The sequence below is a fragment of the Corynebacterium sp. CNJ-954 genome (assembly GCF_001942345.1).
Lineage (GTDB): Bacteria > Actinomycetota > Actinomycetes > Mycobacteriales > Mycobacteriaceae > Corynebacterium.
Genome location: NZ_MKKI01000009.1, coordinates 15189 through 35888, shown reverse-complemented (window position 1 = coordinate 35888; position 20700 = coordinate 15189). Strand labels below are relative to the sequence as shown.

The window sequence follows — 20700 nt, the reverse complement described above, 5'->3', positions numbered from 1 at the left end:
TACCTCCCTTAATTCTTCATAGTTGGTGTTGTGGGATCTGTTTCCTCGACCGGGCCGGCCAGCTCACTGATGCGGATTGGCGTGTGGATTGGACGCCGGTCGATGATTCCGCCATCCAGGGATTCGACACCGGTAGCCTGGGCGAGAAGTTCTTCAGCACTGCGACCGCAGATACGTCCTTGACAGACACCAAGGCCTGCCCGTGTTGAGAGTTTCTGCGAGCGCAGGCTCGCAGAGCTGGTGGCACAGGCCTTCCTGCGCAGGTCGACGGCAGTGACCTCCTCGCAACGGCACACGATGGTGTCGTCGGTGACCCAGTCGCGCCAACCTGGGCGGATGCCATGGGCAGCTTCCAGCCGGCGGGCGAACGAGCTAAAGATCTTGCGGCGTCGCTGAACTCCCCGGATCTCCACGTCGCTGGCCAGCCCACCGGCGGCACAATGACCAGCGATGCTTCCTTCGGCTAATGCGAGGTCCACGCCGCCGACGCCTGTGAGTTCCCCAGCAGCAAAAACGCCAGGGGTACTGGTGCCACAGGCCTCGTCAATGACGACGAATCGGTTGTCGGAGAGTTCGCATCCTGCTGCGATCGCGACTTCCAGACGAGGGGTGAAGCCGTGGGTCACACAGAGCGCGTCACAGTCGACCCGGCGTTCAGTGCCCGGGATGGGCCGCCAATCGGCATCAACATCCGAGAGCACCGCACGCTCGACCCTGCCGTCACCCTCAGCTGCGATGACGGCGATACCAAGATGGTAGGGGATACGGTGTCGTAGATGTCCACTGACGTAGCCGACGAGCTCAGCCATCTTGTTCGGTGCACCGACCAGCTCCCATGGACGGGGGAGCCAGCCGGCGGCCAGCCGGCGGATGCGATTTGCCTCGTTGACCGAGTGCACACGAGCGCCTGCCTGGGTCAGGGAAGCTGCCACCGGCAGAAGGAAAGGACCTGCACCGGCGACGACGACATTGTCGCCGAGGGCAATGCCCTCACTCTTGGCAATGGCCTGGGTCGCTCCACCGGTGTAGACCCCAGGAAGATCCCAGCCCGGGAACGGCAAAGTGCGGTCGTGGGCACCAGTGGCGATGACAAGAGCGTTGGCGCGGTACGTCACCATTGTGCGATCGGTGCCGTCTGCCGGACCGGCCACCGTCTCGATGGCCAAGTCTGACACGCAAGTTTCATTAGCACTGGTGGGAGCACCTGGGGTGCCGAGTGAGCTGACTGCCCACACACTGGTTTCGTAGCAGACGGTGATGTCTGCGCTTTCGTGCACTTGTTCTTCCATGCGTAGGAACCGGGACCACCCGTGGTGCATCACACCCTGGGCATCCTGCTCGTCGTGGGGAGCCTCCTTGGGAAGGTGACGCCAGAACTGACCTCCCAACTGACGCCCTGCTTCAAGCAGGGTAACTTTTGCACCCGCAGTGGCAGCTCCCAGTGCGGCTGAGATGCCGGCTGGTCCACCTCCGACGACTATCACGTGTGATGGCATCATCGATCACCCCTGTCTACTTGGTGCTTCCCGTCGTCCTGGAAATCCACGATGTCGCCCTCACATGCTTGACGTTGGCACGCGCGGACATCGCGAACCCCGTCGACGGTGACAAGGCAGTCGAAGCACACCCCGATACCGCAGAACAGGCCCCGCGGACTATCTGTTGCGGCTGTCGTCCGCCATGCTCGGAGGCCGGAGGCGAGCATGACGCCAGCGATGCTCTGCCCGCGACGGCCTGTCATAGGGGCGCCGTCAACGGTGATGGAAACCATCTCGAGTGAGGAATCCCGTGGGGCTTCTGTCATGCGCTCGTCCTTTCATTACGGGTGGGGTGGGCTTCAAGATGTGGTTTCAGGCTGGGGCGTGAAATCGAGAAGGCCGCGGGGTCCAGCTCTGTCGGCGCATCGTCCATGATGTCGGCGAGCAGGCTCGCTGTGGGCAACGACAGTCCGATACCTGCACCCTCGTGTCCTGTGGCGTACCAGAGCCCCGGAACGTGGTTGTCGGGGCCAATGATCGGGAGATGATCGGGAAGGAAGGGCCGGAACCCTGAGTAGCTTCGAGTGACCGCGGTGTTGGCCAGGAAAGGAAACAGCTTGGTTGCTTTGCTAGCCACACTGCGGAGAACCTCGGCGCGGAAACGGTCATCGAACCCGACTTGTTCACGGCTGGATCCGATCAGCACGGTGCCACCCTGAGTGGATTCGATGACACTCGAGGTCATGAGCCCTTCGCTGCCGGACCCGACAGCGCCGACGTAATCGGCGTCATAGACCTTGTGGAAGACCCGTTGCGGCATCTTCGCTGTAACCATGACGATACCGCGGCGTGGTTTGACCGGGATCGATGCGCCAAGCATAGCGGCGACAGCACCAGACCAAGGACCACACGCGATGACGGTGTGTTCAGCGTGGATGTCTCCGGAGGTGGTCTGGATACCGGTAACCGTGCCATTAGTACGCAGAGCACTGAACACTTCACTGTTTTCGCGGACCACTGCGCCACGTTTCCTGGCCAGCGCAACCAGTGCCTCGGAGGCAATTGTCGGTTGGACTTGGCAATCACCGGGGTACCAGATTGCAGCGGTGAAGCGGTCAGTAAGCCACGGCTCGAGGTTCCGGACCTGGGCGTCGGTGAGATTCTCGGCGGTGACCCCCGCGCTGCGCTGGGTCTCGGAAAACTCACGCAGCTTGTCGGCCCCGACGTCACTGGTTGCCACGACAAGTCCACCTTTGGGCTCGAATTCCACACTGGGGAAGTCGGGCCCGAGTTCTTCGTTGACCTGTTGATGAAACTGCCGCCACTGTTGATTACCCAGCCGCGCGAGGTCGAGTTCGGGGCCGGGCCCCTTGTCGGAAACGAGTAGGTTTCCTTCACAGTGGGCACTTGTTCCGCTCGCGACACGGTGGCGCTCTACTAGGACAGTTTTCTTACCCCGACCAGCGAGTTCAGCAGCTACTGCGGCACCTACGATGCCTCCACCGATGACCGCAACGTCATAGGACTCCACGGGGGTTACCTCCTTGGGGGAGCATCAGCACGATGACTTGTACAATGTTACATACTACTATGAGCCGCGTCACTCGGTTGTGTCAAGTGGTGAAACGTCTCAGTTGCTGGTCCGGGTCAGTAGCTGAGATAGCTATAGGTTAGGTCCACGTCCTCTAGGGGCTACCGGCGTTCGGCGGCTGTTTGCCGTCGTTGGTCGGCACCCTCGGATTCCTAGTAGTCGGCATTCTTGATCCCGAGTGCTACCGGGTCAAACTGTGGATCTAGATCGGCTTTCCGCTAGCATTCGTAGTCACATAGGACCTTCGGGACCATGAGTCAGACGAAGAGTAGGCATGCCATGTGGATCCAGGTCAGTGAGGCGTGGCCGACGTCTTCGATCGCCCAGACGAGGTCTGCAGATTGCGCGGCACCGTGAATTGTGAAGGCCATGGAGCTCGCGAGGAAGGGCCCACCAATGCCAGAATGGAGGGAGTTGGCGGCGTCGGCTGGCCAGCACCGGCGACAGCAGGGAGAGTGTATCGTGCCCTATCTTTGTGCAGTGCTGGATACATGAGCTTTGTGAAGCTGAAGGTGCTGAGCAGGCCGCAGCATGAAGAGGGGAGTGACCGCGCCTCCCTCAGGGGCCGCGGTCACTCCCAGGTTGATTAGAAGTCGTTGTTAATCGTTCGTCGACCGGTACACTACTTCGGCGAGCACGAGGTCCTCCCACGACATTCCCACACCCGTGAACAGAGCGGGCCTTCCGGCGGTGCGTTTAAAGTTACCGTGCACGGCATCGCGAATATTCGCTGTGTTGCGATCCTGCCATTCCTCGAGTGAGCGAGCAGGGATAATGTTTCCGCCCTCCCGGAACATTCCGCCGCGGCTTTCAAGCACGACGTCAGAACGAAGCACGAGCTCGGCGTCCACTTCCCGCGCATCCAGGCCATGCTGCCCCACGGAGGCAACGATGGCTCCGGGACGGACCCACTCGCCACGGAAAAGTGGTGTCGAAGAGGTGGTTACGGTGATGATGATGTCAGCTTCACGAACCGCCTCTTCAACTCCGTCTGTGACATCAGTGACCTTTATTCCCTCCCCTCCCAGGAGGTCAATGGTTGATCGGATTCGTTCGGGTCGACGCCCCACGACCTGGAAGTTGGCGCCAGGCCACGCCCACTTAGCAGCACGGATATGGTTGATTCCTTGGGTGCCTACTCCGAACACGAGTACTGTGGGCTCTTCGGGGACCTCATCACCTGCAGGCGCGCTGGCAGCGAGTGCACGGAGGCCGGTGATGGTTACAGATGGGGTACGGACCGCCGTCACCTCCGTGCCGTCCATGACACAGACAGGCGCTGCGGTATCAGCATTGAACAAGAGGTACGTTCCCTGGATCTTCTCGAGGCCTCGATCGGGGTTCTCGGGGGAAAGCGTGAGAACTTTCACGCCCATTGCAGCCGGTGACGTTGCCGGCATGATGAGGAACTCGCCTTTAGGAGTGGGGGCAAAGAGGCGGGGGCCGTCGTCTTCTGGATCAATACCGTTCGACAGCGCTTCCTCGATACCCTCGATTGCGCCCTTCCAGGGGAGGGCTTTCCGGACGCCTTCGGCGTTGACGTAGGGGATGGTACTCAATTCAGAATCTCCCATTCTGTGGAGGGGTGGAATTACGGGAAAATCCACATTGCACCAGATGTATGAAACGAAATACCTGCTTGAATGCCGCGGTACCCTGGAGATGTGAAATCTCCCGGATTGGTCCCTGAAAACTGCCTGCGCCAGAGGCGGGCGTTGCGCATTTCTGCATCTAGAGCGCTGACTCGTGGCTTCCGCAGGGACGTTTCCATACGTCCACTTATACAATATCACATGGTACCGCAGGGTTCAATGTAAACTTGAAGGTGTGGTTTCCGCACCTATACCGAAACCATGCGGATGTCGCTGTCCAGGCGTCATGGCGTAGAGGGTGATCGGCATGTTTAGGGACACAGAAAGATCAGTGGCGGAAACCAAGGTAATATTCTGGCCTCCATCGGTACGCGAGACCGTTGGTGTGTACATCTCGTGTTGATTGTGACAAGTCCCAAGATGCCTGCGAGGGTCACTGATTTGTCCATTATCAGTTGATCTGTCGGTTTTCGCAGTCATTCTGTCACTGTCGATCAGGGCAAACACCGCAGTTGGTGTGCACGCTGACGCAGGATCTTCTCAAATAATCTGTCGGGCCCATGACTGGCTAGTGTTTCCACTTCTGCGCAGTTCTCGGGCTCCGGTAGGTGCCGTTGCTCGGCAGTGGCTTCATCGGTACAACAGGTTGAGTGCGAGGGAAGGGGATTCTGCGATGTCTCATGATGACTGAGGAAGACCGCCTGACGTCGCTCGGCCGTGGTCGCGAATCGCCCAAGTGTCATAATCATAATTATCGGCGTTATTTGGAAGGGGTCTGACCTAGGCGTTTAGGTGCTTGTCGCTTGACGGTCCCGTTCGTTGACCTCGTTGGTGGATCTTAGGTCAAGTCCCTATTCTAGTGGAGGCGGCGATGCTCCACGACGCTCATTCGCATCTCGCGATCGTGATTCGCTGGCTCGATTTCGGTCCTATTGATGTTCCGTGTGCGATGTACTGAACTGCATCTCCGGCCCACATTTCTCGACAGTGGTCCTGCTGCCGGCCGGCACGAAATACGTCACAGTGACGGAATGTGAGTGACCCCTGGTCGGTTATATAGGGCGCTGTCGTCGCTCTAGGTATGACATTCCCCCGGCCCGCGCAGTACTAGGTGGCGCTGGACAGTCGTGAGTACCATGAGCTGCTTTGGCGCGTACCTTACTGGTCAGTCGCTCGCATTCTCCTCGAACACCGTATGTGCGCTGGCGGTACACTACTCACCGCAGTTGAGGTGGCGCGTCGTATAGTAGATGGACGTCCCTCCCATGTTCGTCCTGCTTGTCGGTTTCGACGTGAGTGGCCTGGCACCGCCCGATCCAACAGGAGACAACATTGATCGTTCCCGACGGACGCACGGACGCAGAGAAGCTCTCCGAGCTGCTTACAAGCCCGGAGCAGACACACCTCGAGTTCAAATCAACACTGGACCTGACGTCGTTGAGACACAAGCTGAACTTCGTCAAGGACGCGGTGACCATGACAAACACTCCACCCGGCGGCTATATCCTGGTGGGTGTCGAAGACGGCGGTGACCTCGCCCTCCCGTCAGGGTCAATCGAAGACCGCTCTACCTTTGATAGTGCGCGACTTGCTGATCTCATCAAGAAGTACGCCGATGGAGTGGTCCAGCCGATCTCACAGATCCATGACCTCGATGGTCACGAGGTCGTGCTGATCTATCTACCGCACCCCGAGGACGGTTTGCCGGTACCGATGAGCAAGGAGGGAAGTTACCGCCTTCCCGGGGATAAGAAGCAGACGATCGTCTTTCGCCCAGGAGACGTGCTGGTACGCGAAGGCGCCCAGAACGTGCCGTTACGACACATCCACTGGGCTACGCTGCTCAAAAAGCGCGACGATCGTATTCGTAGCGAGGCTCGAGAGCAGGTCGACGCCCTGATCGCTGATCTGGCGGTTGCGCTTCGTGCGCGAGGTGGGGTGAGACAAGCCCTGGTTCCCCTATCACTGGATATGACCGATGAATCGTTTGCGGAGGCGGTGATATCCCACCTTGACGCGGGCAATGACGTGAGGTTGCGTCAGTTCCTACAGACGGCATCGGCATCATCACTTTCCGTCGATGCGGGGGTTGATGCTCTCGACAAGATCGTCATTGTCGCCGCGCAAGCGATGCACTTCGAACAACCCACGGTTGTTACTAAAGCGACCGACGCGCTGTATCGGGCCTACGAGAACGCTGGCGACGACGCTAGACTCCAGCTCGATATCATCACCCGCGTCTACGTGCTTGGTAGCATGGCCGTTCGCCTATGCCTCTGGGAAACAGTGCATGACCTCGCACTACGCCCGTACACGCCGACAAATGAAACGTACATTCACTCCTCTTGGATCAGACATGGCCAAGTGGCAGCGAGCCGCGCCGGACTCTTCGAAGAAGGCAAGGCCGGGATGATGATCTCTGGTGCCCGAGAACTAATGCGCACTCATCCGACGATGCGCCCAGATATGTCCGATACCCCCGACTCCGGCACCCCCAGTGTGTTCCAGGCCGACGGCGTGCTCAACTCGTTGTGCCAGTTCGACATCCTATACTGCCTGGTCGTGATGCTCGAGGGCCAACACCATGGAGGTGCCTACCCCGCAGCGTCCGGGTTCGACCAGTCCAGGGCCAACCCAGCCTTCGAAACCGTGGCCCACAGCCCCGAGGCTAGGAAACTCCTGTTCCCGACTTCCGATGTCTCGGTTGTCGCGAAAGCACTCGACGCCGTGTGGTCCTCTGCGAAGCAGCAATCCCTAGGATTCATGGCGTTTTGGGGACCTCTCCCCCCTATAGCAGAACACTTCGTCAACCAACATTCGATCTGAGCGGGACTGACGCACGGATAGGTGGCATCCTTCCAGGCCGCCTTACGGCCGAGCTAGATCGATTGTCACCTATCCCTGTATCAGCCCCATTCAACGGCGACAACGCCCGCCCCAGAGACTGATAGCTCGCCTGGAGCCTGCTGACGTTCTAACACACAGAGGCCCCCGTCAGCCGCGCCGACGACGCTGACCATACTGGATGCCCTGGACACCTACCTTCACGTCATTGAGAACGACGAGGCCAGCGCATACGATGAAGGTAGATTCAAGGAGTGAGACCACCATGACTCAGAAGACCTCCAGCGCCGAACAACAGCGCCGCCTACGCGAGATCGACCGCCAGGGAGCACGCAAGGCCCGCGAAGCCCTGCACAAGGTCATGAAGCGAAATGGCCACACCCCGAACACTAAGAACAAGCACACCACCGCCTAGCAACCCCATCACAACGACACCCCGAGAGCCCCTGCTCTCGGGGTATCATCGTTGCCACCGTGGGCGAAAACCGCCGAGCAATTGACCGCGGGCGCCTGCCGGTGCCCGCGGACTCCCCTCAAACCTGCCTGGCGGCCGGTGTGCCCTCCGACCGCCACCACCGTGCGACCTCTGGTCAGATGCGGGTCCACTGGTCGTAGGTCGATAGATCAGGCGGCTCCGGGGCGTATATCACCAGTTTCTCGAACGGGCCTAGTAGATCGACCAGCCCCCGGAGGGGGACCGTATGGCGCTCCAGGTCTCCTATCTGGCCGTTCTCAATACGTGACAGTGTGCTGCGGCTGGTACCAACGAGCTCTGCAACGGTTGCCTGTGTCATCCCCCTGTTTTGACGAGTGTCCGCGATCTCCCGGCCGATGCGCTGCAGGGCTGACCGTGGCGTCCGGACTTTCACCAACCGATGTCTCTCCGTCAGCTTCCTCTCCTCCGCGGCCGACCCCAGGTGGCCACAACCTACTCGCCAAGTCGCTGGTGAAGCCATCCACCATCCTGCCCTGTTGAGCGCCCTGTCGGTATTGTGTGTTCACCTCACCTGTAGAACGCCTCATGCGGGTCTGGGGTGATTTCCGGGGCGATGTGGACGAGCTCGTCTTTGTCCCAGCTGATCTTGCCGTCGCGGAACCGTCGCTTGGCCACGGTGAGCAACTGGACTCCGGTGGAACCTTCGGACATTCCCAACACCACATGCGCCGGCAGCGAGTAGACGTACCCACCCGGAGTCTGGGCCCGTACCGGTTCGGCGAACATCACATCCAGAATCTGTTCGTCGCTTGAGTCTGGATGTTCCTGCTTGATCAGTTCCAGGCACTCCAGATCGTCGTACTCCCACATCGGCAGCACATTCGGTTCCGCCAGCTCATCGAAGGCGAACTCCGGTAGATACATCGTGCCGAAGTCGTCATCCAGCATTGACTCCGGAGACTGTGCTGCCCGCTTCTTTACCCGAGTGGCCCGGCGCTTCTTCTTCGCCGCGGCGCGCTGCTGGTTCATGCTGTTCTTCTTGCCCATGGGCTCCCTCCGTGTAGTGGTGACACCAATAATGCTACTCATAGTCTGTAGACCTTTAGTCATCAACGCCTGATCCTCAACATGTGGATCAGGACAGTCAGGCACTACGCGTATTCGGCACCCAGATACGTCGGCTGCGCCAGCAGCGCGGACTGTCTCAAGAGGGGCTCGCTAATGCTGCCGGGTTGCACCGGACCTACATCGGTTCAGTCGAGCGGGGCGAGCGCAACATCAGCCTGGTTAACATCCTCCGACTTGCCGGCACGCTGGATGTTGATGCAGGGGACATGCTCTCCGGAATGCGCTTGGGTTGACGCCAGTCGCGCGCTGTGTGAGGCGGCCGGGGCGCGTCGGATCTGGTATGTGCGGCGTGGCGGAATCTGATCGGGCGGTCAGCCTGGGAACATGGAAGAACTATGATCAACAAAATTATCATCCAGGGGTACCGCACGTTCCGGAGTCTCACCATCGACCCGGATCCGGAAATGAACATCATCATCGGGGACAACGAGGCAGGGAAGTCGACCCTGCTCGAAGCGATCACCCTCGCTCTTAGTGGGAGGATCGATGGACGCTGGGCCAATGAGGAGCTCAATCCGTACTGGTTCAACGCCGCGGACGTCAGCGACTATCTGGCCGCGTATGCGCAGCACCCGTACGCCCCCAGCCCTTCAATCACCATTGAGCTCTACTTCGACTCCGACGACCCGGACGTGCAGCGCCTGCGAGGGGTCCATAATTCCTTGCAGGAAGATCGCCCAGGCGTCAAGCTCCAGGTCGCTCTGAACCCTGACTACGACGAAGAGTTCGCGGCCTACATGGCAGAGCCGGGCCGCCCTGATGTTCTGCCGACGGAGTACTTCGAGGCGCAGTGGACGAACTTCAACGACGAGCAGCTTCGTCGCCGCCCGGCGGCGCTGGGGTTGTCTGTCATCGATTCACGGACAATCCGATCGAAAGCCGGGGTCGACTACCATACACGCGAGATTCTCAGCGCTTTCCTCGACCCGAAGGAGCGCGCAGCGATCTCAGTGGCTCATCGCAAGTCCCGCCACGAGATGACGACGTCGGCACTCAACGAGCTCAACGACAAGGTACGTCAGGGCTCCGAGGACCTTCACGATGCTCCACTGGGGCTGGCGATGGACCAATCCTCCCAAGCCTCCTGGGAATCTGGCGTTGTTCCACATGTGGACGGCACTCCGTTCACCATGTCCGGACAGGGCCAACAGGCATCGATCAAAGTGGCTTTGGCGATGAAGCGTCGCGCCGAATCTGCCCGCACTGTACTGATCGAGGAACCCGAGACCCATCTCGCCTATGGACGTCTCCAGAAGCTGCTGGAACGGGTTGCGGCTCTCGCAGGTGAGAGTCAGCAGCTGTTCGTCACAACCCACAGTTCCTTCGTACTCAACCGTCTCGGCCTCCATAAGCTGATCTGCCTCCACGGAGACACCGCTACCCACCTCACCGATCTGAGTAAGGACACCGTCTCGTACTTCAAGCACCTGTCTGGATATGACACCTTGCGTCTTGTCCTGGCCAGCCGCCTTGTGCTCGTTGAAGGTCCCTCCGATGAAATGGTTTTCAAGAGGGGCTACGCCGACAGGTTCGGCAAGCCCCCGGAAGCCGGGGGTATCGACGTGATCTCAATGAACGGCATTACCTTCAAACGAGCACTTGAACTGTGCACACGCCTTAATCGAGATGTCGTCGCACTGCAGGACAACGACGGCACCCCCGCGACTGATATCACTTCTGAACTCAGCGAGTACCTCTCGGACAAGCGGAAGATGTACATCGGAGAACCCACGCTGGGGAAGACTCTTGAACCTCAGCTGATCACGGCCAACGGTGTTGACAACATGCGCAAGATACTGAAACTGCGCCCACAGGACAACCCCGAGACGTGGATGCCCAACCACAAGACAGAGGGAGCGCTTCGGATCCTACAGACGAAGGAACCGGTGGCTATGCCCGTCTACATCCAGCAGGCGATCGAGCACTTCGCATGAACCGCGCGATCCTCGCTGTCGCCGGCGGGCGCAAGACCCAGTCCATCATCGACAACTGCACGGCATGCCCGGAAGATCGTCGCATCCTCGTTCTCGGCTACACCACAGCAAGTCAAGACGAACTCGCCTCCCGGATCCGGAGTGCCGGTATCCGGGGACATCGTGTTGAGGTACTGGGCTGGTTCAGCTTCCTTTTGCAGCACTTCATCCGCCCGTACCTCCCACTGCTCTACCCTGGTCACCGACTGACCGGGCTCAACTTCGATGGTGATCCGGGGCGGTACGCGAAAGATGCGAAAAGGTTCCTCGACATGGATGACCGTGCCTACAGGCTCCACCTTGCTCAACTCGCACACGATGTCATGCGTGCGAGCCGGGGTGGGGTCATCGATCGTCTGGAGCACATCTACGACGAGATCTACATTGACGAAGTCCAGGATCTTGGGGGTTGGGATCTGGAAGTCATCAACGCCTTGCTGAAGGCACACCTGAAAGTCACGATGGTCGGTGATATGCGACAGGCACTGCTCTCCACCAACATCCGTGATCCGAAGAACAAGAAGTATCAAGGGGAGAAGATCTTCGTATGGTTCCAAATGATGGAGAAGAAGAATCTCCTCGAGATCACGCAGCGGCCGACGACCTACCGTTCGAACCAGACCATCGCGAGCTTTTCCGATACCATCTTCGATCCCCAGCTTGGCTATGCACCGACGTCATCCGCTTCGACGGAGACGCATACGCACACGGGTCTGTTCACCGTCCGAAAAGCCGACGCCGACGAGTACGCCCAGCGCTACGGGGCCTTGTGCCTCCGGCACAACAAGTTGTCTGCTCGTGGCCTGGATCTTCCGTTCCTCACCTTTGGTCTGTCCAAAGGCCGCACTGTCGACCATGTGCTGATCTACCCCACCACGCCGATGACCAAGTTCCTTACTGGCGTTGCCGATCTCGCTGGCCAGTCTGCCTGCCAGCTGTACGTTGGTGTGACCCGTGCCAAACATAGCGTCGCTTTCATCACCGACGAACAGATCCCTGGCTTCACGGAGTGGTCGCCGCGACAAGGCCAGCTTCCTTGAGCGATCGGGAAGGGTTCTTCCCTCGAAGACGGCAGACCTGGCTCTGGTCCCTGCTATACCCTCTAGTCTGGTGCTTGTTGTGTCGATACTTCACTGATGGCCCGACGTAGGTCCACCTCGACAGCTCAGAGGAACACTCATGACGACCCCGCACATCACAGTGGAATACTCTCCTACTGTGAACGAACGACTGCCCTGGCTCATCGTTATCGACACCACCCCCGTGGTCCGTGTCGCCGAAGGAGAGCACGCCACCGCAGCACTGGCGGCTGTCCCCGGATTGCTGGACGACGGATGGGAACCGACCCAAGCGGTGTACCGGGCACTGGAAGACTCCGTGGCCATCACCCTCGACCAGTGGCAGGACGCCTCGGATGAGGCACACTTCGGAGACGAGACATAGATGCCGACTGGCAACGACCCCGTCGCAGACGCTGATATCGGTGCTGCCGTGGAACCCGGGGGTGCTCGGCCGCTGCCATTCGGGCTCCGCAAGTGCTACGCGATTCCCGGCAGCCTCGATGAATTGCGCGGCCCCTTCGACGGCATGATACTACTTCCCCAGTCGATCCACTGGGCCAAGAAAGGCGGCTCCACCGTCGACCTGTCGACACCCGGTGGGCGTTCCATCGCCTACGGTGCCGCGCTGGGCGAGGGAACTCTCGAGCAAGTGTGCGCGATCGTCAACCGAGATCACCTGTTGGGTGACTGGGTCGCCATCCCGAAATCAATCCGGATGACGGCGCTGTGGGAGAGCCGCTTCGACGAGCTCGAGCGCACCCTCACCGACCAACAGTGCGCCTACTACGCCAGCTTCCCCAACGAGTTCTAGACAGGACGCGGGGCGATAGCGCCGGCCTCGGCGGAGCCACACCAAGGGGGATGGTGAACAAGAAGGCTCAACGCCAAAGACCGGCAGTGCAGACGCCAAGGGGGATCCTCCGGGAACCGGAGGTGACGCCTGCTGGAAGCAAAACTACCTGACGTTCACACCATCTGAGGACGCATTGGTGAACAGGGCCCGGGCGGTGCAGGATCCAGCGCCTCCCACGTAACGTCACCGTTCTTCACCGGACCCGTGGGCCTCCGCTGCACACAATATGCATTCCTAATGCGTCGGGATTATTGGCACGAAGCAATGCACCATGACGCTTGGGATCTGCAGACACTGTGTCGCGGGGCAGCTGGTTGTCTCCGGTCCCGCGGTCCTGGTACCCACACGCCAGGAGCACTCATCTCCAGAGGCCAGTGACTGTCGTCATTGTCGCCCCAGTAGCTCCCCTGCTGGCCTCTCCTCTGGCGAGGTGCGTGCATCTGATCGTGCGGGGAGCGTGACCTGTTCTCCGGGGCGTCATGGATCGCATGAGCGCTCACAAGTCATCGAGGTACTTCGGTCGAGCCTTCATCGCGTGGATGATCAGTTCGTAGCCGTCATCGAAGACCAACGCGATCAGTTCCAACAGTCGACCAGCATGGTCGGTGCCGATCATCAGCCACCGACGCGGATCATCTTCATCGTCGAGCGGACGTGACGAGAGAACATGGGCTGCGGCATAGAGCACAGCATCATCGGTCAACCGATCGCGGCGGTAGTGTTTTCGGGCGGACTGGTGAAGCTCAGGCGACATGTGTCCACTGGCGTACCGCGGCCCGGATCGCTTCCGAGCGCGAGGTGATCCCCTCGGCCTTCGCCCGTTCGGTCAGTGCGGCGATCGTCGCCTCATCAAGGCGAACCGGGACCACCGTGCCGGGGCCATCGCCGACAGTGGGGCGACCCCGCCGCGGTGCCGGCAGTTTCGACAAGTCGTAGCCGGCCTCAGCTTCGTCAGCCCACTGCTGGATCTGTTCGTCGGTCACAGCTTTTCCGTGCAGCAGGTGCTCACTCATATCATTATCGTATACGAAAACCATCGCGGCGGATAGAGGCATCAGATCGCGGCACAGTCGGCGGCCACCGCACCATAGGTGCCAGCCATCAACAACGCCGTCCTTGCCGTACGGAACCGTACGTCTCATCGTCTGAAAAAGTGTGGCACACCTCTTGCAGATGAATCTGCGACTTCTCGTTGGCATGTTTTTCTCAACAACCTAGCCAGGTCGTTCGTGGTCATCCCTAAGCATCGTCGGCAACCGACACTCGGGACCTCGGTGAGTCCACCCCACCACTACCCTGCTCGCCTGCTTCCCGCCTTTCGGGCGCACCGTGACCGTGGTTTTCGCACAGTGCCGACCACGCTCCAGCGCCCATCCACATCGGCGGTGTCCGACCTTGTCGATACCATCGGATACATCCACCGGAAGGCCGGGTGCGGTCCCCGGTGCCGGCCACCATTTGATGCACCACGCCAGGGAGGTTTTACATGCTGCAACCCACGGAAGGAACGATCTTCTTCGCCGAGTACGACGTGATGAAGTCGGTGTCCAACTGGCTGAACACGGCCTACTTCAACCTTCAACGAGCCGCGACCACGGATGCCGAGCGGCAATGGTGGATCGCTCGGCATGCGGCCCTTCGTGAATATGTTGCTGCGGCAGTGGACACCGACCGAGAAGACCTGCTGAGCCGTACGCGCACAATGCGTGCCGAGTTCGATCGCCTCGGCGGTCTCAACTCCCCTGGTCGCGACTGACCGTCTCCCTACCGATGTGGTGAGCAATCAAGTCACCGAGAAGCTACAAGGGGTGGAAGAGACCTCGGTGAGTTGCCAAGCAGCACCGATGTACTGCAGAGCGTAGCCCCGAGGGAGATGCACTCCACCACGATGTAGGTTCCTGATCGGTGGGCATCAGGCCGTCCGGGGATCGACGCTGGTGAGCTTGTCGACCATCGCGGAGACCTCTTCCGGACTCATCTGGGACGGAGCCGGGCGAAGCACATCAGCAGCCAGCGAACGCATTTCGGCAGTGGAGGGCTCCCAGCCCTCTAGAACACTGGAGTGAGCTGCTTCGGTGACTCTCTTAGCATCCGTGTCACTCATGTTCGAGAACACTCCCGGGTAGGCCTCGCGGTAGCCGACGATACTCTTCAATGTGGCGAAATCGACCATGGATTCGTGCCCCTTCCCTATTCACCCGCGGCGATTCGGCACCGCAGTACTTCTGCCCGCTCGGAGTCACCGTGCCCACGGCGCGCCATAGCGTCCAGGACAGCCTGGTCGGCGGAGATCTCACCGCGCAGGATTCGACGGCCCACCGCCTCGACCTCCGGGGTTACCGGCTGTCCGGCCATCGTCAGTGACGCGGCGACGGCGAGTTTCTGGTCCTCAGTACGGTAATCCTTCACGATCTTCCCCACCCGTCCATCGTTGCTATCAACCACTCCATTCTATCACTGACTACCAGTGTTAGAAGCGACCACAAACCATCGTTCACCTGACCATTCATCCCCTATTACGGAGGTGGTTGATTGTGTATGCACCGCTGGGGCGGAGGACCGTTCGCGACCGGTCGCACATTGCACAGGGTGACCCGGAGGCGTGCACTCACTGCGATGGTCAGTCACCGTCGATGACAACGGGGTGGATCATCACCAAAGTGGTGCATTACACGCTCCAGGTTCCCATTACGATCACGGTCGACCATGGGGGAAGCACTGGAAAGACGGTCGTGCTGCCCGGCTACTAGTCGATGGCCTTGTCCGGGTTGTCCCGGCACCACTTCCGGTAGCGCTGACGACTCCACGCTTCGGGCACATGGAACCGCCGACCGCCATAGCTCACGACCACATAGCCGCGCGGCGGGTTCGACTCACCAGTAGCTGTAGCCGAGCCTGCTGATGACCATGACAGTGACTGCGACGACGCCACAGACCGACTAGCGCCGACCGGTGACGGTGATGCCGACGCCGCGCGGCGCAACCGATCGTTGTCGTCCCGCAGCCGAACAATCTCACGGCGTAGCTGGCGGTACTGCTCCACGATTGCGTCACGTTCGCGTTGCGCCTGCGACTCGCACTGACGGTCTGTTTCGGCGCGGGCGCCGGTGTGCCACAACCGGCGGCGTGCCGCCTCGATGATCTCCGCTGACTCTTCAGTCTGCGGCAGTGCGGCCACCACACTGGCCAGTCGGCGGGGATTGTTCTGAAGCCATTCGATGACTCCGCCACGGGTGTAGGACGGTGCGACGGGCAACGCCTGAAGCTCAACCACCTGGGTGCCGACCACTCCCTCGGCAGCCGCACGACGGCGCTCCCATCCACGGTGACGACACGACGACGAGCAGTAGTGCGGACGCCGGCCCCGGCCCTTGTAGACCAACTCCGTTCCGCATTCGATGCACACCAACCCCGGATCATTGGGTCGGCTGTCCGGGTCACCTCCCACGTGAATCTGTGGGCTACTGCTGGCTCTCGCGCCCACTGTCGTGCTGGTCGACGATGAGCCGGTATGTGCACCCGGGTTGGTGTTGATGGGCAGTCGCATCTGTTCGCGGTCGCTGTTGTGCTCGGCCATGATTGCACTCTACTTGTTTCGTGCCAACGATCCCGACACATTTGAAATGCATATGGTGTGACGGTCTTTGGGGCGCGGCATTCAACACTGGAAGCGAACAGGACTGCAGTGATCGGTACAGGTTCGGTACAGGCAAGGCAGGATCTTGGCGTGCGGTGACGTGAGCAACCTGTCGATGCGCGGCAGATCTGGCAGGGAAGACCGAGAACCTACGACAGTAGAGCGGGGATCGCACCATGGGTGGTTGTGATCGTTGACGACCGCTTTAGCCAGGGGCTGGAGCTCGACAGTTCCGACAGGCTATGGCGAGTCTCCCGGTGCCCTCGGGCCGATTGTCGAACGTGTTCACTGGCATCGCTGTCGACAGGCGGAGGGCAGAGGTGCCACTGGCATATTCCTCGTGCTCTCCTGGAGCCTCACATGGCGCGCTGGTGACGACAGCGACAGGGGGATCCTGTGGGGCCTACTGGACCGCCAGGTCGGGGTGGTCTCGACACCACTTGCGATACTGTTGTCGCGACCAGGACTCCGGCACATGGAACGTCTTGCTCGCCACCTCCACAACTTTGTAGCCGGGCCGTGGGGAGCGCGTTTCCTCGCCTGCATGCGACGTGCCGGAGAACGTGCGCTCATCATGACGAGACTGCGGCTCGGCCGCCGAGATGCTTTCGCCGGATTTACGGTTCAGTAACGCCAGTGTCTCGTCGAGCTGTTCGCGCAGACGACGGTTCTCCGCTCTCAACCTATTCGCCTGCGCGATCAGGTGACCGTTGTCGGCTATGAGCTCGCGCTCGCGAGTGACCGCCTGCTCATTGCGTCGTAGTTGCTTGTTCTGCGCGGCCAGCTCATCGCGTTCCTGAAGCAACCTTTTCTCCAGTGCCGTCCCGGGAAGACGCTCGCGCCCAACCGGGAGCCGCACACTGTCGAGTGCCCGCCCCAGCGATTCCACAGTACCGACGGCCCCAGCTGTCCGGGTCTTGGCCATCACCGACAACACTGCTTCGAATCGCTTCTGGTCTTTGGCCAACCACCGGGCCACACTCTCTCGGTCGTAGCTCCCCCGAGTCACGGCAGGAGGTTCGACTACCTCCTTCGCGACCAACCCTTCTTCCGCGGCGCTGCGGCGCGCCCATGCCCGGGTGCGGCATCTCCCCGAGCAGTACTTGGACGGCCGTCCTCTGCCCTTGTCGACGATTTCCGCCTCGCACTCCACGCACCTGCGCGCTGAGTCTGTTGGAGGTCTTGGCGGGGCGTCGTGATCTGGGCTGTCGGATGGTTCTGACATGCTCTCCGAGGCTACCATTTCGTCAAACGATAACCACGGGTAAAAGTGCAAGAGGTGTGTGATGTTTCGCCTTTACGCGAGCAGGAGGAAGACGAACGTTGATTGAACGGTGCAGTGTTCAGGACGTAGCGTCAGGCAGTCTTAGCGAGAGCCAGTCAGTCGGACGTCTGTGCTTGACGGAATGCGTCGAGGGCGGCGTGTGACGTAGCGGTGTCTCGGGGCGCGGTGCTGCGCGCGAGAGCGTCCGCAGCCGCGTCGGATTCCGCCCACGGCGGCATCTCTCGGTCGATGGAGTCCTGGTCGGTGTGCTCGGTTGTGGCAGGTTCTCCTCTCCGTGGGCGTGGCGTGTATCTGTAAGCACGCTGCAGGACGCGTTCCGGTTTGATGTGGTGACTGCGCACCAAAGCGTTGAGACCAGAGGTGTGGCTGGCGTAGCGTCATACGCGATGGGGGCGCTGCGTTGCGAACTCATCTCTGAAACAGGAAGCGGACGACCCGCCCGGCAAAAGACTGGTCGTCCGTTCCGACTGCTAGGGCACTGGTGGCCAGCCGAGCACATCACGGATGAAATCCGCGATCACTCGAGCTACCACTTGCTCCAGGACCCGTCGTAGGGAAACTCCTCTCCCTCGACGGGTTCGTCCTTTGTCAGGACTCCTGTGTCTGCCCATCAGCCCTCCTCTCCATGACGGGATTGGGGACACGGACGCCGCACACGCTGCGTTCCCTGGCCGCTCCGTCATGCGGCGCGACCGATTCATGGGACGCCGCGAGGAGGCACCTCATATCGTAAACCGCGCCTGTTCTGCTCCTCCTCCAGTCCGCGTCCCCGTGCGCAGAACTAGGGATACAGTCGCAATCAAACGGCGTACTCGGCGCGAAAACCGCGCTCACTGGACAGCAAGCTGACGTGCCTGCTTCGGCGTCGCCACTCCCCTTTCGGCGCGGTTTCATCTATCTCCCACAGGCACGCGCCTCATGTGTCGGATGACGTGCTCGCTCATGCATGGTCGGCCCGCGCCCGGCGATCGTTGACCGCGACTACCCTTCCGCGTGCCACAAGCGTGCATCGACCGATGTGTCGGAAGGTGTTTCACAACTCGCTTAGCTCGGCGCCTCGCTGGCGGTGCCAAACGCTGTGTCGTGCAACCGGCTCACAAGTAACGCGGGCCGACCTTGAGGCCACAGCTCATCCCCGGCACCGTCGGGCTGTGTCCGGACGGCACGCAACCGTGAAGTTGTCGTACCGTCCGGCAGACACCGCACTCGATCTGCAGAAGCGCTACCCCGGCTACATTCACGGCCACTAGTTGTCCTTCACTGGCCCATCATCTTGCGTGCTCAGTGGCACACAATGGCCGTCTTTTCGAGACGGTCAACCACTACACACCTCTGGCACCATTACCTCAGACACGATCCCTGCAGGTCGTCGCTGTGTCGTGTTCACCATCCAGACACCATTGGCATTTCATATGTGTCGGAAACGTTGGCACGAAACTGTGAAGGTCGCGACGACATGTCAACCACCACTCACGCAGCACTGAGCTCCCGTAGCTACTGCACTCTGTCCGGCAAAACCATCGACCATAAGGCGCGCTGGTGTGGGCTTCCCGGGACGGATCGGCGGAAACGAGCGATGTTCTTTTCATCGACAGTGCGCGGCTACTGATCGGCGACCGATCGATGAGGCCAGTTTGTGGTGATGCACTCTGGTGACACTGCGGCAGGATAGACGAGGTGACAACGCAACGAACATCCTCGGATCCACAGCATGAGCCACAGGAGTGGCTGACGCGGCTCGACAAGATCGCCCAGGCGACCAGCGCCTGGCGTTCACGGACACAGAATCCTTCGCCGATTGAGACGGGAAGCTCACTCGCCGCCGACGAACTCGAGAGCGTGAGCGTCGGGAACACGGCGTGGTACTCGATGTGTGTCTCGACCGAACATCTGGGGTTCTCACTCGACGCGATGAAGGCCACCGCAACGATGTATCCGACGGCCTATATGACCGTTGCTCGTACAGCATTCATGGCGGCAGCGAACGCCGCCTGGCTCCTTGCTGAACCATCGCGATCGCAGCGCCGCGAGCGGGCGATCCGACTCCAGGCCGACGAGCTGCGTGTGCAGATCACGACGCTGAAGTCCCTTTCTCTTCCCGATGGGGAGCCAGACACCGCACGCGTCGAAGCTGTTCAGCGTCTTCGGCAACGCCAGGAGATCCTCCGGAACACCGCAGGCCAACTCGGCATCACTGAGAAGGTGGAACAGATGCGGTTTAACCAGACCGAGGCCATCGACTGGGTGGCACGCCGAATGCCCGATTCCGACGACCCGTTTCTGCTGGCGGCCATGCAGACAATCTGGCGTTCAGGCAGTGCCGCCGCGGATGCACAACGACAGTTCGCACTCATGCGCATGGGTCCCCATGAGCTCGGTGAAGGGGTCGATGGTACGAGGATCATGAAGCTGCGCGGAGACCTCGACACTGATGTTGGCCCGGCACTCGGTGGAGCGGCGTTGACCCTCAGCGAGGCTTTCCGCCTCTACGATCTGAGCCGACTACGGAAGATCTGACTTCTACGTCGTGTCCTGGTGCCGACAATCACCCTCCGGGTCGGTGCCCGCCAGCCATGCGGATCGACACGCGACCACGGTGCTCTTCTTTCGTGCCGGGGGCCTAGCTGTTCCGCCTGTGTCGACCTCATTGGAGTTGCGCCCGCGGCCCCGTCACTCGTAGGGCGCAGACAGTGGCGGAACCATCGATAAAAGCATGCCAACGATAGAAGTCAGATGTATCTGCCAGAGGTGTGCCCCACTCTTGATCCGCCTGCTGGGCTACGCGCTGGCCGCACTGTCGGACCTTCTCGGAGGAACCCTCG

The 20700-nt window shown here is 60.6% G+C and carries 21 protein-coding genes; 9 read left to right on the top strand and 12 right to left on the bottom strand.

Annotation, left to right across the window (positions count from 1 at the left end; translation table 11 throughout):
- Positions 1-8: 8 nt before the first annotated feature.
- The 4 genes from BJF89_RS04415 to BJF89_RS04400 all read right to left on the bottom strand — a co-directional run bounded on the left by BJF89_RS04415 (position 9) and on the right by BJF89_RS04400 (position 4628).
- Complete coding sequence (locus BJF89_RS04415) at positions 9-1496, bottom strand: FAD-dependent oxidoreductase (protein ID WP_083650488.1); 1488 nt, start codon at positions 1494-1496, stop codon at positions 9-11.
- Positions 1496-1804, bottom strand: a complete 309-nt coding sequence (locus BJF89_RS04410; RefSeq protein WP_075812608.1) for a (2Fe-2S)-binding protein — start codon at positions 1802-1804, stop codon at positions 1496-1498. The genes BJF89_RS04415 and BJF89_RS04410 overlap by 1 nt, the downstream gene beginning before the upstream one ends.
- Positions 1801-3009: an FAD-binding oxidoreductase gene (locus tag BJF89_RS04405; protein ID WP_075812606.1), complete on the bottom strand. Its 1209-nt coding sequence runs from the start codon at positions 3007-3009 to the stop codon at positions 1801-1803. The genes BJF89_RS04410 and BJF89_RS04405 overlap by 4 nt, the downstream gene beginning before the upstream one ends.
- Positions 3010-3668: 659 nt before the next feature.
- Complete coding sequence (locus BJF89_RS04400) at positions 3669-4628, bottom strand: ornithine cyclodeaminase family protein (RefSeq protein WP_075812627.1); 960 nt, start codon at positions 4626-4628, stop codon at positions 3669-3671.
- Positions 4629-5993: 1365 nt separating this feature from the next.
- On the opposite strand from BJF89_RS04400, the gene BJF89_RS04395 reads away from it, so the two are divergent.
- Both BJF89_RS04395 and BJF89_RS18830 read left to right on the top strand, forming a co-directional pair.
- Positions 5994-7487, top strand: a complete 1494-nt coding sequence (locus BJF89_RS04395; RefSeq protein ID WP_075812604.1) for a helix-turn-helix domain-containing protein — start codon at positions 5994-5996, stop codon at positions 7485-7487.
- 283 nt (positions 7488-7770) lie between these two features.
- Positions 7771-7920: a hypothetical protein gene (locus tag BJF89_RS18830; RefSeq protein WP_158026034.1), complete on the top strand. Its 150-nt coding sequence runs from the start codon at positions 7771-7773 to the stop codon at positions 7918-7920.
- 175 nt (positions 7921-8095) lie between these two features.
- Here the strand turns inward: BJF89_RS18830 and BJF89_RS19325 are convergent, their stop codons facing one another.
- Positions 8096-8461, bottom strand: coding sequence for a helix-turn-helix transcriptional regulator (locus BJF89_RS19325; RefSeq protein ID WP_083650485.1), 366 nt, complete (start codon positions 8459-8461; stop codon positions 8096-8098).
- 47 nt (positions 8462-8508) lie between these two features.
- Positions 8509-8988: a hypothetical protein gene (locus BJF89_RS04385; protein WP_075812600.1), complete on the bottom strand. Its 480-nt coding sequence runs from the start codon at positions 8986-8988 to the stop codon at positions 8509-8511.
- An 83-nt stretch (positions 8989-9071) separates the two neighbouring features.
- Here BJF89_RS04385 and BJF89_RS04380 point away from each other — a divergent pair, with 83 nt between their 5' ends.
- From BJF89_RS04380 to BJF89_RS04360, 5 genes are all read left to right on the top strand, one after another.
- Positions 9072-9302, top strand: a complete 231-nt coding sequence (locus tag BJF89_RS04380; protein WP_075812598.1) for a helix-turn-helix domain-containing protein — start codon at positions 9072-9074, stop codon at positions 9300-9302.
- Positions 9303-9404: 102 nt separating this feature from the next.
- Positions 9405-11003, top strand: coding sequence for an ATP-dependent endonuclease (locus tag BJF89_RS04375; protein WP_075812596.1), 1599 nt, complete (start codon positions 9405-9407; stop codon positions 11001-11003).
- Positions 11000-12082: a UvrD-helicase domain-containing protein gene (locus BJF89_RS04370; protein ID WP_075812594.1), complete on the top strand. Its 1083-nt coding sequence runs from the start codon at positions 11000-11002 to the stop codon at positions 12080-12082. The genes BJF89_RS04375 and BJF89_RS04370 overlap by 4 nt, the downstream gene beginning before the upstream one ends.
- A gap of 178 nt (positions 12083-12260) precedes the next feature.
- Complete coding sequence (locus tag BJF89_RS04365) at positions 12261-12485, top strand: hypothetical protein (protein ID WP_139311872.1); 225 nt, start codon at positions 12261-12263, stop codon at positions 12483-12485.
- The gene (locus BJF89_RS04360; RefSeq protein ID WP_083650484.1) at positions 12486-12914 is read left to right on the top strand and encodes a hypothetical protein; all 429 of its coding nucleotides are present in this window, start codon (positions 12486-12488) and stop codon (positions 12912-12914) included. It abuts the gene before it with no gap.
- A 538-nt stretch (positions 12915-13452) separates the two neighbouring features.
- On the opposite strand, the gene BJF89_RS04355 is transcribed toward BJF89_RS04360, so the two are convergent.
- Entirely contained in the window at positions 13453-13710 is a 258-nt protein-coding gene (locus tag BJF89_RS04355; RefSeq protein ID WP_075812590.1) for a toxin, read from the bottom strand.
- A complete protein-coding gene (locus BJF89_RS04350) occupies positions 13700-13969 on the bottom strand; it encodes a ribbon-helix-helix domain-containing protein (protein ID WP_075812588.1) in 270 nt (89 codons plus the stop codon). Before BJF89_RS04350 ends, BJF89_RS04355 begins: the two co-directional genes overlap by 11 nt.
- Before the next feature lie 473 nt (positions 13970-14442).
- On the opposite strand from BJF89_RS04350, the gene BJF89_RS04345 reads away from it, so the two are divergent.
- The gene (locus tag BJF89_RS04345) at positions 14443-14712 is read left to right on the top strand and encodes a hypothetical protein (RefSeq protein ID WP_075812586.1); all 270 of its coding nucleotides are present in this window, start codon (positions 14443-14445) and stop codon (positions 14710-14712) included.
- A gap of 156 nt (positions 14713-14868) precedes the next feature.
- Here BJF89_RS04345 and BJF89_RS04340 read toward each other — a convergent pair whose 3' ends face one another.
- The 4 genes from BJF89_RS04340 to BJF89_RS04325 all read right to left on the bottom strand — a co-directional run bounded on the left by BJF89_RS04340 (position 14869) and on the right by BJF89_RS04325 (position 17818).
- Positions 14869-15129 (bottom strand): hypothetical protein, encoded by a 261-nt coding sequence (locus BJF89_RS04340; protein ID WP_075812584.1) that lies wholly within the window; start codon positions 15127-15129, stop codon positions 14869-14871.
- A 17-nt stretch (positions 15130-15146) separates the two neighbouring features.
- Positions 15147-15401, bottom strand: coding sequence for an antitoxin VbhA family protein (locus tag BJF89_RS04335; protein WP_075812582.1), 255 nt, complete (start codon positions 15399-15401; stop codon positions 15147-15149).
- A gap of 301 nt (positions 15402-15702) precedes the next feature.
- Positions 15703-16533 carry a DNA-binding protein gene (locus tag BJF89_RS04330; protein WP_075812580.1) on the bottom strand — a complete coding sequence of 277 codons (831 nt, stop codon included), beginning with the start codon at positions 16531-16533 and terminating at the stop codon, positions 15703-15705.
- Between the two features lie 463 nt (positions 16534-16996).
- Positions 16997-17818 carry a hypothetical protein gene (locus BJF89_RS04325; RefSeq protein WP_158026033.1) on the bottom strand — a complete coding sequence of 274 codons (822 nt, stop codon included), beginning with the start codon at positions 17816-17818 and terminating at the stop codon, positions 16997-16999.
- Between the two features lie 1737 nt (positions 17819-19555).
- Between BJF89_RS04325 and BJF89_RS04320 the strand changes: the two genes are divergently transcribed.
- The gene (locus tag BJF89_RS04320) at positions 19556-20395 is read left to right on the top strand and encodes a hypothetical protein (RefSeq protein ID WP_075812576.1); all 840 of its coding nucleotides are present in this window, start codon (positions 19556-19558) and stop codon (positions 20393-20395) included.
- The last annotated feature ends 305 nt before the right edge of the window (positions 20396-20700 follow it).

Excerpts from the sequence above, each read along its gene's own strand:
- BJF89_RS04350 (WP_075812588.1), bottom strand. The coding sequence starts at position 13,969 with ATGAGTGAGCACCTGCTGCACGGAAAAGCTGTGACCGACGAACAGATC.
- BJF89_RS04410 (WP_075812608.1), bottom strand. The coding sequence starts at position 1,804 with ATGACAGAAGCCCCACGGGATTCCTCACTCGAGATGGTTTCCATCACC.
- BJF89_RS04330 (WP_075812580.1), bottom strand. The coding sequence starts at position 16,533 with ATGGCCGAGCACAACAGCGACCGCGAACAGATGCGACTGCCCATCAAC.
- BJF89_RS19325 (WP_083650485.1), bottom strand. The coding sequence starts at position 8,461 with ATGGCTTCACCAGCGACTTGGCGAGTAGGTTGTGGCCACCTGGGGTCG.
- BJF89_RS04385 (WP_075812600.1), bottom strand. The coding sequence starts at position 8,988 with ATGGGCAAGAAGAACAGCATGAACCAGCAGCGCGCCGCGGCGAAGAAG.
- BJF89_RS04340 (WP_075812584.1), bottom strand. The coding sequence starts at position 15,129 with ATGGTCGATTTCGCCACATTGAAGAGTATCGTCGGCTACCGCGAGGCC.
- BJF89_RS04370 (WP_075812594.1), top strand. The coding sequence starts at position 11,000 with ATGAACCGCGCGATCCTCGCTGTCGCCGGCGGGCGCAAGACCCAGTCC.
- BJF89_RS04360 (WP_083650484.1), top strand. The coding sequence starts at position 12,486 with ATGCCGACTGGCAACGACCCCGTCGCAGACGCTGATATCGGTGCTGCC.
- BJF89_RS04345 (WP_075812586.1), top strand. The coding sequence starts at position 14,443 with ATGCTGCAACCCACGGAAGGAACGATCTTCTTCGCCGAGTACGACGTG.
- BJF89_RS04325 (WP_158026033.1), bottom strand. The coding sequence starts at position 17,818 with ATGTCAGAACCATCCGACAGCCCAGATCACGACGCCCCGCCAAGACCT.
- BJF89_RS18830 (WP_158026034.1), top strand. The coding sequence starts at position 7,771 with ATGACTCAGAAGACCTCCAGCGCCGAACAACAGCGCCGCCTACGCGAG.
- BJF89_RS04375 (WP_075812596.1), top strand. The coding sequence starts at position 9,405 with ATGATCAACAAAATTATCATCCAGGGGTACCGCACGTTCCGGAGTCTC.
- BJF89_RS04355 (WP_075812590.1), bottom strand. The coding sequence starts at position 13,710 with ATGTCGCCTGAGCTTCACCAGTCCGCCCGAAAACACTACCGCCGCGAT.
- BJF89_RS04415 (WP_083650488.1), bottom strand. The coding sequence starts at position 1,496 with ATGCCATCACACGTGATAGTCGTCGGAGGTGGACCAGCCGGCATCTCA.